Origin of the sequence: Clostridium magnum DSM 2767, from assembly GCF_001623875.1 — a bacterium.
Taxonomy (GTDB): domain Bacteria; phylum Bacillota; class Clostridia; order Clostridiales; family Clostridiaceae; genus Clostridium_AM; species Clostridium_AM magnum.
The window spans coordinates 1,478,231-1,494,380 of record NZ_LWAE01000001.1 but is presented as its reverse complement, the minus strand read 5'-3'; the positions used below and the strand labels follow the sequence as shown (position 1 = coordinate 1,494,380).

Here is a 16,150-nt window from a genome sequence, read left to right as displayed (position 1 = left end):
CTATGATATCAAAGATTTCTACTGCTGTCAAGTATTTTTACTTAACACTTTTATTTTTTTAATTAACAATGATTTATCAAATTTTATTTAAAGCTAAATAATATCTTTTACTTTTATCCGATGACTACCTGCTCTAATACTCCCATCTTCTTCAAAGTGTGAGTAAAGAGCGGTTACGTCCCTGGATTCGTTCAACTAAGAATCAGGTGGAGTTTGAAACTCCATCTGGTTCAAGTTTTCACTTCATAATATCATTCTTTAAAAAAGTGCATCTGCAAAATCTCTAGGATTGAATTCTTGAAGGTCATCTATCCCTTCTCCAACTCCTATTAATTTTACAGGTATATTAAGTGTATGCTTTATAGAAATAACAATTCCACCTTTTGCAGTACCATCTAATTTTGTTAAAACTATGCCATCTATAGGACAAACTTCCATAAACTGTTTAGCTTGTTGTACAGCATTTTGACCTGTAGTAGCATCAAGCACTAACAATGTTTCTCTATGAGCGTCACCATACTCTCTATCTATTACTCTATTTATTTTCCCTAACTCATCCATTAAATTTTTCTTATTATGTAATCTACCTGCAGTATCACATATTAGTACATCTACTTTTCTTGCTTTAGCTGCCTGCACTGCATCAAAAACTACTGCCGCAGGATCTGAACCTTCCTGATGCCTTATAATATCTACACCAGATCTATTACTCCACACTTCAAGTTGATCAATAGCCGCAGCTCTAAAGGTATCTGCTGCTGCCATTAACACCTTATATCCATCACCTTTTAGTTTAGAGGATATTTTTCCTATGGATGTGGTCTTTCCAACACCATTTACCCCAATAACTAAAATAACCTCAGGTGTTCTTTCAGGCTTAATACTTCCACCTTCTGTTCCTAACATTTCTACAATAACCTCTTTTAAACAACCAGTAACTAAAGAAGGGTCTTTTATTTTTTTCTCTCTTATCTTTATTTTTAGCCTATCAATAATGTCAAGTGTTGTCTCCACACCAATATCCGCAGTGATTAGTATCTCTTCTAACTCTTCATATAAATCATCATCTATAGTCATAGCCCCGCTTAGCATATCAGTTATTTTTTCAGTAAAATTATCCTTAGTTTTGGTAAGTCCTTCTTTTAGTTTATTAAAAAATCCGCCAAACATTTGCATGCCTCCTAATATATTTTTTCACTTTGTTTATCCAACAACTATCTTCTCTAATTGAAATTTCCAATTTATGATGCATCTGATGCCTCTCTACTTAAATCCACTGAAACTATCTTTGATATTCCTTTTTCTTCCATTGTAACACCATATAATGCATCACAGGCTTCCATGGTTCCTTTCCTATGGGTTATAACAATAAACTGGCTATTCTCAGAAAACTTCTTTAAGAATTCAGCATATCTAGATACATTGGCATCATCTAGAGCTGCCTCTATTTCATCTAGTATACAAAAAGGTGTTGGTTTCATTTTCAGTATAGCAAAAAGTAGAGCAATAGCAGAAAGTCCCTTCTCTCCACCGGACATTAAATTTATATTTTGAAGTTTCTTTCCGGGAGGCTGTACTGTTATATCTATATTCCCTGTAAGCTCATCCCCATCAGATAAAATTAAATCTGCACTTCCACCTTTAAATAGTTCGTTAAAGGTTTCATTAAAATTATGCCTTAACTTATTAAAGTTTTCATTAAACACTATTTTCATTTTATCCGTCATTTCATTTATTAAACCCATTAGTTCTTCTTTAGCATTTATCAAGTCTTCTCTTTGAACAGTCATAAAGTTTACTTTTTCAGTCAAATCCTTAAATTCATCAATTGCACCTAAATTTACTACCCCTAAAGAAGATATATCATTCTTTAAGTTTCCAATTTCCTTTTTATAAGCATCAAAATTTTCTATTTCAAATTTATATTTTAAGGCTTCCGCATAAGTAATTTCTAACTCATCATTAAGTTTAGAGTATAAAGATTCTTTCTCAGTTGTAAACCTTGCTAAAGAAAGCTGAATTTTATGTAGTTCATCCTCTTTTTTATTAATTAATAGATTCAGATTCTCCACTTTATCACTATGTATTTTTATTTTTTCCTTTATCTTTATTATTTCTACATCCTGATCTTTAATCTTTTCTTCCATGTTTAATATGTAATTTTCTATGTTTTTAATTTCTTTTTTACTATGTTCTATTTGAAGTTTAAATTTATCTATGTTTTCCATAGATTTTTTATTTTCATCTTCCATGCTGGCCTGTTTTAATTTAAGCTCTTTTATATCTAACTGTAACTTTCTCAATAAATTGCTATTATTCAAAACACTTTCATCTACTTGTGCTTTCTCTATTTTAAATTCTGTAAGTTTATCTCTATCACTTTTAATTTTGTTAGTTTTATCCTTTAGTTCTTCTTCAATCTTTTTAATTAAGCTATCATTTTCTTTCTGTCTTATGATAAGGTCTTTTAAATGAGCTTCTTTGATTGTCAATTCATTTACAGTATCCTCAAATTTTTCATTTATTAATTCTATTTCTCTATTAGATATCTTTAATGTCTCTTTTAACTTTTCATTTTCATCATCAATAGCATTTATCTTACCTTTTATTTTAGTAATTTCAATATTTTGAGAATATATTTGATCCTTTAGGTTTAAGCTTTCCTCATCTAGAATTTTTATGTCAGTTCTGTAGTTTTGCAATGCAATATTTAAAGCCATTATTTTTTCTTCACTGCTTTTTATTTTAACTTTTATATCTTCTATCTCTCTTTTTCTTCCAATAATATTACTAGCCTTATGGTGTAAACTTCCCCCTGTAAGTGATCCTCCAGGATTAACAACTTCGCCAGAAAGAGTAACTATTTTAAAACTATACTTACTTATCTTTGCTATTTCAAGAGCACTATCCATATCATTACAAATTATTGTTCTTCCAAGTATATATTCAATCGCATTAGTAAAAGCATTGTTATACTCTATCAATTCACTTGCAATACCAATATATCCACTGACCTTTTTGACATCAGCTTCTCCAAAAATTTTTTTCCCCTTAACTATAGTTAATGGTAAAAAAGTAGCTCTTCCAATATTATTATCCTTTAAATACTTTATCAGTATTTTAGCTATTTGCTCATCCTTCGTTATTATATCCGATATAGCCCCCCCAAGAGCTATTTCTATTGCAGTTTCGAATCTTTTTTCTACATTAATTATTTCGCCTAAAACAAAACAATTATTTTTATCAATGGATACCTTACCTTTAGTTACGTCTCCCATTAGAATCTTTACTGATCTATTATAACCTTCATACTGCTTATCTAAATTAACAAGCATATTATGGTTAGCTTCTAATTTACTATTAAGATTTGTTAACTCTCTAAGTTCTTTATCCTTTAAACCTAAAGTCGAATTTAATCTAAAGATTTGTTGTTTATTAGTTTTAATATTACCTTCAAATTCAATTATTTTATTTTTTATTTCTTCTACTTGGGATAAAAGCATATCCTTTGTACTAGTATTTATTTTGATAGAATGCAAATAACTTTCACAAGAACTTTTAATACTATCTGTTTTTTCTTTAAGTGCCTGAACACCATTGTTCAACATAAGAATATTGTTTTTTAGATTTGATATATCACTTAAATATTCTATTTGATCGTCTTTTAACTTCTTTATTAGATCTGTTTTATCTGAAATAGATGCATCCATAGATGATATAGTATTTTCATATTTTTTTATTTCTGCATTAAGCTCTGCCTGCTTAACCTTTGAATTGTTAAGCTCATTAACCTGTTTTATTTCACTTGTTGTTAGATTGCTAATTTTATCTTCAATTTCTCTAAGTTCATGTAGATTTTTTTGTATAAAGCCATGTAAATTTTCTAGCCTTTCTCCTAGCAAAACAATCTCTGCTTCGCTTTTTTGCTTCTTTGATTTATTATCATAGTATTCTTTTCGATAATTAGAATTTTGTTCATTTATATTTTCAATTTCTTCATTCCATTTCACAATGCCAGCTTTCAAATCAATAAGATTACTATTTAACTCATCATTATTAACATTCATACCTTTAATGGCACTTTCAATTTCAGCAATCTTATTATGCACGTTTTCTATAGAATGAACAATTATATTAATCTCTTTATTCTTTAGTTCTTCGGAAAGTTTTATAAATCTCTTAGCCTTTTCGTTTTCAATACGTAGAGGTTCTATACGTTCCTCATAAGTACCTAAAATATCGTCTATTCTTATTAAGTTTGTCTCCGTATTTTCTAATTTTTTCTGAGCCTCTTCTTTTCTCCATTTAAACTTAACTATGCCTGCTGCCTCTTCTAAAAGACTTCTTCTTTCTTCTGGCCTACCACTAAGTACAGCTTCAATTTTACCCTGACCTATGATAGAATAACCTTCTTTACCTATACCTGTATCCATAAAAAGTTCTTGTATATCCTTCAATCTACAGTGAGTATTATTTATATAATACTCACTTTCTCCTGAACGATATAGTCTTCTAGAAATAGTAATATCACTATATTCTAATGGTAATTTTTTATCTTCATTGTCCAGAGTCATCGAAACTTGGCAAAGACCTACAGGTTTCCTAAACTGAGTACCTGCAAAAATAACATCTTCCATTTTACCGCCTCTTAGGCTTTTTACACTTTGTTCACCAAGCACCCATCTCACTGCATCTGATATATTACTTTTACCACTTCCATTAGGCCCTACTACAGCTGTAACTCCATTTTTAAATACTAATTCTGTTTTATCTGCAAAGGATTTAAATCCTCTTATTTCAATTGATTTTAGAAACATAAAAACTACTCTCCTTATCTCCCAAATATCATTGGAAGCAAGCTAGCTATAAACATCAGAACTACAAGAAAAACTATAGCTTTTCTCAGTTTTTCTCTAGTATTCCTTTTCATAAAAATAACCCCCTTCATGTATGAAGTGAAATTTAAATCATATAGCACCTATATAGTTTATATTAAATTTATTAAAATATCAATTATAAAATAAAAACCCTGTTTTTAACAGGGTTTTCTATCCATTTGCCGCCATTTTCAAAATCATTCTTGATTAAGGTAAAATTTAATTTATATCACTTTATAAATTTAATAATTAAAATTTTACGATAAATACCATCTTTTATTAATGACAAGAATTTCTTTGCTAGCCGAACTATCTTGGTTCAACTATAAATTTTATAGCTGTTCTTTCTTCTCCTTCAATAGTTATCTCCGAAAAAGCTGGCACAACTACTAGGTCAATACCATTAGGTGCTACAAAACCTCTAGTAATAGCAATTGCCTTTACCGCCTGATTAACTGCTCCCGCTCCAACCGCTTGAACTTCTGCAGAAATATTATCTCTCAAGGCTGCAGCTAAAGCTCCTGCAACTGATTTTGGCTGTGATTGAGCTGATACTTTTAATACTTCCATGTAAAATTCCTCCCTACAAATATTGTTATATTCATAGGTAATAATTCTATAAAATAGTTAAATTTCCTTCTTTATACTTTTTTATAATGTATTCATAAATTGACAAATTTTTCTCAGTTTCTTCTGTTATTAAAACTAAAGTTTCTCTACCAACATGGTTATCTTGAATAACTTGCACGTTTAATGTCTTTAATTGGGTTATCATGTCATTAAAAAATTTCTTTTTGTGAGCATATAGCTTTGATAAATCTTTTCCATTTATTTTAATTATGATTTTCTTTTTATAGTTTTGGGGAATTTCACTTAAAATTAACTCATTATAAAGCATTGATTCCACTAATTCTCTAAAGGCAGGATGAAACGGTCCTGCAATCAGCTCTTTTCCAATATTTATTTCTTCTGTAGGCTGAAGCCCTACTCTTATAACTTTTATATTATTAGCGATTAGCATAGAGTAAATTGTTTTTGTTATTTGTACTGCTTCATATAATTCATAAGGTCTATATGTTCCTAAGTTATACATTCTTTCCATAGGAGTATTTTTTATAACTAACGAAGGATAAATTCTATATATATCCGGTTTCATAAGTATAGATTTTTCTGTTGTTTGTATATCTTTTTCAAAGGTATCACCTGGCAACCCAAGCATAATTTGATGTCCTAATATAAAACCATACTCTTTTATTAGACTAGAAGCTCTGGATACATCCTCTTCCGAATGACCTCTACCAGATTTTAAAAGCACTTCTTTATCTAAAGATTGAACACCTAATTCTATAACATCTACAGAATAGCTTTTTAAATTATTCAATATCTGCTCATCTATGTAGTCCGGCCTAGTAGATAAATGAATGAGGTCTATACTCCCATTATCCTTATACTCTTTGGCTATGGCTAGAAGTTCCTTTTGTCTATTTATACCTATTGCTGTAAAAGTACCTCCGAAGAAAGATATTTCAACTATAGAGTTTTCTCTTCTTATAGTTTTTAAGTATTGTTCTATAGTATTCTTCACAAATTCTGCATCTACCTTTTCCTCAGTTCCTGTAATAGTATTTTGATTACAAAAAACACAGTTATGGGGACATCCTTCATGTGATACAAATATAGGTATTATATAGTGACGGTTACTCATTCTCTTCCTCCATTTTTTTTAGTGCTTCTTGTGCTGCATTCTGTTCTGATTCCTTTTTGCTATAACCTATACCTTTTCCTAAAACCTTATCATCTACAGATACCTGAGTATAAAATTTTCTTCTATGAGGCGGCCCTTCATGTTTAGTCAAAACATACTCTATAGATATATCTCCATTTTTCTGCATTACCTCTTGAAGTTTGGTCTTATAATCCAATATTATTTTATTCTTTATAGCTTTTTCGATAGTATCTTTAAAATTGTCTATAACAAATTCCTTAGCCACTTGAAATCCACTGTCAATATAAACAGCTGCAATTATAGCTTCTACACAGTCAGCTAATATTGAAACTCTTTCTCTTCCCCCTGTGAGTTCTTCTCCCTTACTCATCTTTATATATCTTCCGATTCCCCATCTCTTAGCAATTTCATGAAGAGAATTCTCACAAACAATCAGTGCCCTTCGCTTAGTAAGCTCCCCTTCTGATTTATTTGTATACTTTGAAAATAAGTATTCAGAAATAGAAAGCTGTAAAACTGAATCTCCTAAAAACTCTAATCTCTCATTGAATTTTATATTTTTCTTTCCATTTGCATAAGAACTATGTGTTAATGCCACTTTTAATAATTCCTTGTCCTTAAAACACACTTTTAACTTCTCTTCTAATTCTTCCAAAATGATACCTTGCTTAACTATCATCAGTTTGACTCCTTCTGAAGTTTATTCTTCAGTTTGCTTTTAACTTAAGCAAATTCAAGAATAAACTACCGCTTTATAAATTTTAAAGTCCCGCATATAACGGGACTTTTAAGCTACTACTCTTCAGTGTGATTTTTTATGTAATTAACCACATCTGAAACTGAACTTATCTTCTCAGCATCTTCGTCTGGTATTTCTAAATCAAACTCTGTTTCCAAAGCCATTATTAATTCAACTATATCAAGTGAATCAGCACCTAGATCATCAACAAATGATGATTCCATGTTTATCTCTTCTAAATCAACACCAAGCTGCTCAGCGATTATATCTTTAACTTTTTCGAAAATCATTGTCTCACCTCCTAAAAGCTTTCTACACATAAATAATATTACATAACTATTGTACCGTCAATACAAATACAATTAAAATTTATTATACTTAATTATCTAAATATTAACACAGTGACTTCTTATGCCTTTAATTCTATGGTTATCATAAAATTCCTTACTTAAAATTTAAATTATACTTAGGCATATCTTAGCAAAATTAAGGCACAGTTAAAAACTTTCCTACTAGTGTTTAAGTCAAATATTTAATCTTGCTTGCTAACAGTCATATTTTCCAATTCACTTTTTATTTTGTCAATGATCTTGTTATCGTAACAATTTACAGCCTGTTTTATAGCATTTTTAAAAGCCTTACTATCGGAACTTCCATGAGCTTTAATACATATTCCTTTAGAGCCTAAAAATGGAGATCCACCGTACTCGGAGTAATCAAGCTTTTTCTTTAAACTTTTAAATACCGGGCTTAAAAAAACCGCACCTATTTTAGCAGTGAATGATTTTAGTATCTCTTCTTTTATCATCTTAAACACATTTAGCGCAACGCCTTCATACATTTTTAGCACAGTGTTTCCAACAAATCCATCGCAAATTAAAATATCTACATCACCATTAGATATATCCCTAGGTTCCACATTACCTATAAAATTAAAATCTGTATCCTCTAAGAGCTTATAAGCAGTTTTTGTAAGCTCATTACCCTTTTCTGCCTCGGCACCTATATTAACCAAACCTACTTTGGGATTTTCTATTTTCAATATATTTTCAAAATATATTTTACCCATTAATGCAAATTGTATTAAATATTCAGGTTTACAATCTACATTTGCTCCAGCATCTGATACCATAAAGGCTCCATTTTTACCTGGCATTATAGGTGATAATGCTATCCTATCAATTCCCTTGATTCTTCCCACAATAAGCGTTGCACCAGCCATAAAAGCCCCTGTGCTTCCTGCTGAAATGACTGCATCCGCTTTATTGTCCTTTACTAATTGTAGAGCTTTAACCAAGCTGGAATCTTTTTTCTTTCTTATTGCCATAACTGGAGATTCATTTGTATTTATTACTTCTTCAGCATGTAAAATACTTATTTTATCTTTAGGATATTGGTACTTATCTAACTCCTTTTTGATGAGTTCTTCTGGTCCAGTAATGACAATGTTTGCACCTATTTCTTTTACAGCCTGAACACATCCATCAACTACTGCACTAGGTGCAAAATCTCCACCCATGCCGTCAACTGCAACTATCATATTCCCACATCCCTTTTCATATAATGTAAAAATTGTTAATTTATAGTTTAAAAAAAAGAAAGTCGAATGACTTTCTTTCTCTTATTTTTCAGTTGAAACAACTTCTTTGCTCTTATAATATCCACAACTCTTGCATACTCTATGAGCAAGCTTCATTTCATGACACTGAGGACATTCAACTATTCCTGGTAAACTTAATTTAAAAGTTTGTGCTCTTCTTGAATCTCTTCTTCCTTTTGAAAATCTTCTCGCTGGATTTCCCACAGTAAAACACCTCCTTAATCAATCGAAAACATGTCTTTAAGTTTTGCCAATCTAGGATCAATATCATCGTTCTCACATTGACATGTGGAAAGATTAAAATTGGTGCCGCATCGCTGACACAATCCCTTACAATCTTCCTTGCAAAGTCTTTTAATTGGCAGTGTAAGTATAATGTTATTTTCTATTACTTCTGTGATATCTATAGTATCACTATCTATAAAGATGATATCCTCATCTTTATTGGCTTTTTCATTATTAGTAAACTCTTCCTCAATAGTCATGTCAACAGAGTAACCAAACTTTTGAAGGCATCTAGAACATGTAAGCTCCAGCACCGCATGTATAGCACAATTCAAAGTTAAAATATCTCCTGATTTAGTTATGGTACCATCCAATTTAATTGGTTCTAATAATTGAACAGTTTCACTTCCATCATAAAAACTTTCCTCATTAACTTCAAGATGTAGTTCCTTAACGGCTCTTTCTCTTTTTAATAACTCTGATACATCTAATTTCATAATGCTCACCTCTATATATTAGCCACAATTTATTATATAGAGATGAGCATTAAAAGTCAAGTTTTATTTATTATTTTGCACTTTCAACTATTTCTTTAGTGTCTCTTGCTATCATAAGTTCTTCATCTGTTGGTATAACAAATACTTTTACCTTTGAATCTGGAGTGCTTATTTCTAAAGCTTCTCCTCTTTGACCATTCTTTTCTGGGTCAATTTTGATTCCTAGGTAAGTTAAACCTTCACAGATCGCAGCTCTGTTTGATGCTGAATTTTCACCAAGTCCAGCTGTAAATATTATAGCATCTACTCCATTTAGAGCTGCTACATAAGTACCTATAGCAGTTCTTACTCTATAGTCAAATACATCTAGAGCAAGTTGAGCTTTCTTATTTCCTTCTTTAGCAGCATTTTCAATGTCTCTAAAATCACTGCTTAGTTCAGATAATCCAAGAACACCGGATTTTTTGTTCATTAAAGCATCAGCTTCTTCAATGCTCATACCAGCTTCTTTTACTAAGAAAGGTACTATAGCAGGATCTATGTCTCCGCATCTAGTTCCCATAACTACACCTGCAAGAGGAGTGAATCCCATTGTAGTATCAACTGACTTTCCACCTTTTATTGCTGCTAAACTTGCTCCATTTCCTAAATGGCAAGTTATCATTTTTATATCTTCTGGTTTTTTACCCATCATTTCTGCTGCTGTCATTGAAACAAATCTATGTGAAGTACCGTGGAATCCATACTTTCTTACACCGTATTTAGTGTATAATTCATATGGTAGTGCATACATGTATGCTTCTTCTGGTAAAGTTTGATGGAATGCTGTATCAAATACTGCAACCATTGGTGTGCTTGGCATTAATTCTTTACAAGCATTTATTCCTATTATGTTTGGTGGGTTATGTAACGGAGCTAACTTTACACATTCTTCTAAAGCTTCCATAACCTTTCCATCAATTAAAACTGAGCTAGCATATTTTTCTCCACCATGAACAACTCTATGTCCTACTGCTGATATTTCTGACATGTCGCCTATTACTCCATGTTTTTTATCAACAAGAGCATCAAGTACTAATCCTATAGCTACTTTATGATCTTTCATTGGTTGTTCTATAACAACTTTTTCACCATTAACCTTATGAGTTAATACTGAACCGTCAATTCCTATTCTTTCTACAAGACCTTTTGCTAATACATTCTCGTTTTCCATGTTCATCAACTGATATTTTAATGATGAACTTCCACAGTTTATTACTAATACTTTCATTCCTGATATTCTCCTCTCAAATTAAACATAAGCTTCTTTAATTTATTAATTACATTATTATTCGCTGGTTAACCACCACTCAGCATCCACCCTTATAAGCCAATGTTAAGTGGTGCAATATTTCTAAATTTATTTAATTAAAAATCACTTCTATCTATCTAGTTTCACTTAATTATTTTGCTTGAGCTTGAGCTTGAACTGCAGTTACAGCAACAACATTTACTATATCATCATCACTACAACCTCTTGACAAGTCATTAATTGGCTTAGCAAAACCTTGACAAATTGGTCCTATAGCTTCAGCATTTGCAAATCTTTGAACTAGTTTATATCCTATATTTCCAGCTTGAATATCTGGGAATACTAAAACATTTGCCTTACCAGCAACAGTGCTGTTTGGAGCTTTTAAATCACCAACTTTTTTAACTATAGCAGCATCTAATTGTAACTCACCATCTATTTCTAGGTCTGGTCTCATAGATTTTGCAAGTTCAGTTGCTTTTCTTACCTTATCAACTAATTCATGCTGCGCACTTCCCATAGTTGAGAATGATAGCATTGCAACTTTTGGTTCTATTCCACAAAGAGCCTTTGCAGTTTCTGCTGTACTTATTGCGATTGAAGCTAATTCTTCTGCTGTTGGACATGGATTAACAGCACAGTCTGCAAAAAGAAGTAGTCCACTTTCACCATATTGGCTGTTTGGAACATTCATTACAAATGTACTTGAAACTACTGACATTCCAGGTGCAGTTTTGATTATTTGAAGTCCTGGTCTTAATAAATCTCCAGTAGTATGTATTGCTCCTGAAACCATTCCATCTGCATCACCAAGTTTAACCATCATTGTTGCATAGTATAATGGGTCTCTAACAACTTTGTCAGCCTTTTCTAAAGTCATTCCTTTTTTCTTTCTTAGCTCGTAGAATTCATTTGCATAGCTAGCTGTTTTGTCTGAAGTTTCTGGGTCCACTATTTCAGCACCCTCTAAATTCACACCAAGACTTGTAGCTTTTTCTCTTATTACTTTTTCGCTACCAACTAAAATTACATTTGCAAGTTCATTTTTTAATATTTTTCCAGCTGCTTGAAGATTTCTTTCCTCTTCTCCCTCAGGCAAAACAATTCTTCTTTTGTCTGCTTTTGCCTTTTCCCAGATTTGTCTCATTAATTCCATTTTCGTTTCTCCCTTCGAAATTAAAATTAAACTAAAATTGCATACACTTATAATATAATCCTTTTATTATATGTTTTTCAATAATAATTTGTATATTTTAGTTTTTTTCTTGAAAAATTTTTTTATTCCGGAACATTTGTGTAATTTTTGCAATTTTGTATATTGGCATTCAATACTGAATTATACCTTCTTTGCAAATTATGAATCGAATTTAATATACTTGGAAAAGTATAGAATTTCCGAACAGTCTGAATACATTTACAAAACGCATTTATTTTGCAATAATAGTGCAAATTTTGCAAGTTATTATTATTAAAATTTCTTTACCAATTCTTGTTGTTAAAATTTATTTATGATGAAAAAATCATTTTAAAAATAGTTTTTAATAGATTAAACTTAAATCCCATTAGTATATTAAATTACAGGATAAAACTTGCTCATTTAGACAAAAGTAAATATAATCTACTTAGGCATCTAAAAAACAACTAGATGCCTTATATTGAAAATCTTAGGAGGAACGAAATATTGATGAATATTACAGGTATTGTAGTTGAATATAACCCCTTTCACAATGGTCATTTATATCACATAAGTAAAACACGAGAAAAAACTAACTGTGATGCCATTGTAGCTGTAATGAGTGGAAACTTTGCTCAGAGAGGTATTCCAACTATAGTTGATAAATGGAATAGAACTAAGATGGCATTAATGAATGGAGTCGATTTAGTTATAGAGCTTCCTTTAATCTATAGCTTATCTTCAGCTGAATTTTTCGCTTTTGGAGCAGTTAGCCTCTTAAATAGTCTAGGCATAGTAAACAATTTATGTTTTGGCAGCGAATGTGGGAACGCTGAAATATTGTCTTTTATAGGAAAAATATTAGTAGAGGAACCTTTAGAATTTAAAAAGATTTTAAAAGAAAATTTAGATAAAGGACTATCTTATCCTAATGCTAGGAGCAAATCCTTAATTCAATTTCTTAATGTTTTTGATGACAAAAAATTGTCAACTCATAATATTGAGGAAATATTATCTTCTTCTAATAATATTTTAGGAATTGAATACTGCAAAAGTTTAATAAAACTTAATAGTTCCATAAATCCATTTTCTATTCAGAGGGAAGGCGGAAACTATAACAGCCTCTCTTTAGACGATAGGTTTTCTAGCGCTACTTCAATTAGGAAATTTATTAAAGAAAATAACAATTTGAAAGGTATTGAAAGTCATTTACCACAGAATGTTTACAACATTTTATCTAATCTTAAAAATAATAATTACAATTTCACCTTTGAAGACCTCTTATTACCTTATATTAAATATAAATCCATACTATTTAAGGACTCAATAGAAAATCTTCCCGATGTATCAGAAGGTATTCATAACAGAATATATAGATTTTTAGAAGCTGCCAAAAGCTATGATGAATTAGTAAGTTCCGTTAAAACCAAAAGATATACTTACACCCGCATAAGCAGAATTTTATGTCAATTCTTTTTAGGCTTCGAAACCTTTGACACCACTACTTTAAGACATAAATCTTGTCCTTATGCTAGGATTTTAGGTTTTAACGACATGGGTCTAAAAATATTAAAAGCAGCAAAACAACAATCGTCAATACCGATATATAATAAATTGCCTAAAGATTTAGATGAACTTCTTACCTTAGATTTACTTGGAACAAAAACATACAGTTTGATTAATGGAAGTATTAGCCCTAACTCCGATTATGTTATAAGTCCAATTAAGAGGTCCGAACTTAATAACTAGTGGTCATACCAGTATATTTTATTTCATATTCCTAAAATAGAATAATTACTCTCTTTTCTAAATATAATTTTAGTAAGTTTATGAAAAAGTGGGTGATTGGAATTTGGAAATTATATTCTATATATTAATATTAGTAATAATTCTGTTGTTAGTTTATCTATTAAAAAACAAAAACATACTTGTAACAATAATATGTTCATTACTTATATTACAGATTATAGCAGCACCAAAAATCTGCATTGATGGAGCTATTTCAGGTGCGCTACTTTTTTTCTACAAAGTATTTCCTTCTTTATTTTCTTTTTTAATAGTATCTAATATTATACTTTCCTATGATGGAATTTACATATATTCTAAAATACTTGGAACTGCTCTATGCAAACCTCTAAAACTTCCCAAAAGCTGTAGTTTTGTTTTAATCATAAGTGTGTTATGTGGTTATCCATTAGGTGCAAAATATGCCTGCGATTTATATGAGGGAAATATAATAGACCTTAAGACTTGTGAAAGACTCCTTAATATAGCATCTAATGCAAGTCCGTTATTTATCTTAGGTTCTGTAGGTATATCAATGCTAAAGAGCCCCTTAATAGGTTATATACTCCTATTGTCAAACCTGCTCTCTTGTATAGCTATGGGCTTTATAATGCCAGGCAAAATGACTTACAAAAAAAACGCTCCCGAAAAAATTCATATTTATTCAAATATGAATATTGGAAACGTCCTTAAGAGCAGTGTTGAAAACTCTATCAAAACTTGTTTATCCATAGGAGGATTCGTAACTGCTTTTTCAGTTATAAACAGCATACTTAAGAATAACTACTTATTTAGTACACTAATGCATAAAATATCAAATATACTTCATTTATCTAAAGATATAGTTGAAGGCTCATTCCTTGGTATAATAGAAATGACTAACGGCTGCAACTTAGTTTCATCCTCCAGTGCATCATTGTTTACTAAGATAGCTATTGTAAGTTTTCTTTTCACCTTTAGTGGTTTATCCATAATTTGTCAAGTCTACTCTTTTACTTATAAATTTGATATATCAATGAAAAAATATATATTAGGAAAAGTGTTTCAAGGATTAACATGTTCTATCATAAGTCTCTTACTATATAATATATGTACTTTTAATTTTTCAAAACAGACTTTTACGTATAATTACAGTATAAATGCTAATATAGAGAACATTTTTATCGCAACTGTTCTTATATTAGTCTTTCCTTGGCTATTTTTCAAAATAAAAAATCTACTTCATCTCTCTTAGCTCTTTGATATTTTCTCTTATTAAATCGGTCTTCAAATCAATCTTTGATTCTAAATCAGTTAGAAGTTCCTGTAATTCATTCTTAAGGCTGATAAACATTTGATTACTTTTATCAGCTATTTCACTATCTAACTGATTTAGAATTTCATTAGCATAATCTCTAGCTCCAAGTCTAATAGACTTTGCATTTCTTTGTGCTAAAGCTATTATTTCTTCCGCTCTATGGTTCGCCTCTTTTGTAATATCATGATTTTCAACTTGTCTTTTTAAAAGAATTAAATTTTCCTTCTTTAAGTTTTCAGATTCCTGAATAGCATCACTCAGAATTCTTTCCTTTTCTTCAACTATCCATTGAGCTTTCTTTAATTCATCCGGCAGATATGCAATTACCTTTTCTATTATTTCTAAGGTTTCCTTTTTATCTAATACAACTTTTCCAGTCATAGGAACCTTAGCCGATGTTTCTACAATCTCCCTAAGATACTCTAGCAGTTTAATAACATCCATAGCATCTCCCCCTAAAGGTTATTAACCTTTTTCATAATATCTGGTATTATTTCATCTGGTACTAGATCTTTAATACATCCACCAAAGGTAGCTACTTGTTTTACAGAAGATGAACTTAAAAAAGAGTTTTTAGAAGTAGCCATCATAAATGTAGTTTCTATATCTGGATCCAACTTTTTATTCATAAGTGACATTTGAAACTCATATTCAAAGTCTGAAACAGCCCTAAGTCCCTTAATTATAACTTTTGCATCCTGTTGTTTCATAAAATCAATTAATAATCCACTAAAATATTGAACTTTTACATTAGGAATATGATTTATTACTCTCTGAATTAATTCTACCCTTTCCTCAATGTTAAAAAGACCTTTTTTATCAGGATTTACTAGAACCGCTACTATTAATTCATCAAACACTTTAGCGGATCTTTCTATAATATCCAAATGCCCATTAGTTACTGGGTCAAAACTTCCTGGATATACTGCCCTTATCATA

Annotated in this window: 15 protein-coding genes; 2 read left to right on the top strand and 13 right to left on the bottom strand. The window is 30.6% G+C overall.

What is annotated here, in order from left to right:
• Positions 1-258: 258 nt before the first annotated feature.
• The 11 genes from ftsY to pta form a co-directional block, all read right to left on the bottom strand.
• The gene (ftsY, locus tag CLMAG_RS07255) at positions 259-1,170 is read right to left on the bottom strand and encodes a signal recognition particle-docking protein FtsY (RefSeq protein WP_066620024.1); all 912 of its coding nucleotides are present in this window, start codon (positions 1,168-1,170) and stop codon (positions 259-261) included.
• 71 nt (positions 1,171-1,241) lie between these two features.
• Positions 1,242-4,817: a chromosome segregation protein SMC gene (gene smc / locus CLMAG_RS07250; RefSeq protein ID WP_066620022.1), complete on the bottom strand. Its 3,576-nt coding sequence runs from the start codon at positions 4,815-4,817 to the stop codon at positions 1,242-1,244.
• 369 nt (positions 4,818-5,186) lie between these two features.
• On the bottom strand, positions 5,187-5,447 hold the full coding sequence (locus CLMAG_RS07245) for a stage V sporulation protein S (RefSeq protein WP_066620020.1): 261 nt from the start codon (positions 5,445-5,447) through the stop codon (positions 5,187-5,189).
• A gap of 46 nt (positions 5,448-5,493) precedes the next feature.
• A complete protein-coding gene (locus CLMAG_RS07240; protein WP_066620017.1) occupies positions 5,494-6,582 on the bottom strand; it encodes an elongator complex protein 3 in 1,089 nt (362 codons plus the stop codon).
• Positions 6,575-7,282: a ribonuclease III gene (rnc, locus tag CLMAG_RS07235; RefSeq protein WP_066620015.1), complete on the bottom strand. Its 708-nt coding sequence runs from the start codon at positions 7,280-7,282 to the stop codon at positions 6,575-6,577. Before rnc ends, CLMAG_RS07240 begins: the two co-directional genes overlap by 8 nt.
• A gap of 116 nt (positions 7,283-7,398) precedes the next feature.
• On the bottom strand, positions 7,399-7,632 hold the full coding sequence (acpP, locus tag CLMAG_RS07230) for an acyl carrier protein (protein ID WP_066620014.1): 234 nt from the start codon (positions 7,630-7,632) through the stop codon (positions 7,399-7,401).
• Between the two features lie 242 nt (positions 7,633-7,874).
• Positions 7,875-8,882 (bottom strand): phosphate acyltransferase PlsX, encoded by a 1,008-nt coding sequence (plsX, locus tag CLMAG_RS07225; RefSeq protein WP_066620012.1) that lies wholly within the window; start codon positions 8,880-8,882, stop codon positions 7,875-7,877.
• 81 nt (positions 8,883-8,963) lie between these two features.
• A complete protein-coding gene (gene rpmF / locus CLMAG_RS07220) occupies positions 8,964-9,146 on the bottom strand; it encodes a 50S ribosomal protein L32 (RefSeq protein ID WP_066620009.1) in 183 nt (60 codons plus the stop codon).
• 14 nt (positions 9,147-9,160) lie between these two features.
• The gene (locus CLMAG_RS07215) at positions 9,161-9,664 is read right to left on the bottom strand and encodes a YceD family protein (RefSeq protein ID WP_066620006.1); all 504 of its coding nucleotides are present in this window, start codon (positions 9,662-9,664) and stop codon (positions 9,161-9,163) included.
• A gap of 70 nt (positions 9,665-9,734) precedes the next feature.
• Entirely contained in the window at positions 9,735-10,934 is a 1,200-nt protein-coding gene (locus CLMAG_RS07210) for an acetate/propionate family kinase (RefSeq protein WP_066620002.1), read from the bottom strand.
• A gap of 172 nt (positions 10,935-11,106) precedes the next feature.
• Positions 11,107-12,111, bottom strand: a complete 1,005-nt coding sequence (gene pta / locus CLMAG_RS07205; RefSeq protein ID WP_066619999.1) for a phosphate acetyltransferase — start codon at positions 12,109-12,111, stop codon at positions 11,107-11,109.
• A 528-nt stretch (positions 12,112-12,639) separates the two neighbouring features.
• Here pta and CLMAG_RS07200 point away from each other — a divergent pair.
• Both CLMAG_RS07200 and ylbJ read left to right on the top strand, forming a co-directional pair.
• Positions 12,640-13,878, top strand: a complete 1,239-nt coding sequence (locus CLMAG_RS07200) for a nucleotidyltransferase (protein ID WP_066619996.1) — start codon at positions 12,640-12,642, stop codon at positions 13,876-13,878.
• Positions 13,879-13,981: 103 nt separating this feature from the next.
• On the top strand, positions 13,982-15,148 hold the full coding sequence (gene ylbJ, locus CLMAG_RS07195; RefSeq protein ID WP_066619987.1) for a sporulation integral membrane protein YlbJ: 1,167 nt from the start codon (positions 13,982-13,984) through the stop codon (positions 15,146-15,148).
• On the opposite strand, the gene CLMAG_RS07190 is transcribed toward ylbJ, so the two are convergent.
• Together CLMAG_RS07190 and coaD are read right to left on the bottom strand one after the other, a co-directional pair.
• On the bottom strand, positions 15,131-15,655 hold the full coding sequence (locus CLMAG_RS07190; RefSeq protein ID WP_066619984.1) for an ATPase: 525 nt from the start codon (positions 15,653-15,655) through the stop codon (positions 15,131-15,133). The two genes, ylbJ and CLMAG_RS07190, sit on opposite strands and share 18 nt — an antisense overlap.
• A gap of 11 nt (positions 15,656-15,666) precedes the next feature.
• Positions 15,667-16,149 (bottom strand): pantetheine-phosphate adenylyltransferase, encoded by a 483-nt coding sequence (coaD, locus tag CLMAG_RS07185; protein WP_066619980.1) that lies wholly within the window; start codon positions 16,147-16,149, stop codon positions 15,667-15,669.
• Between the last annotated feature and the right edge of the window lies 1 nt (position 16,150).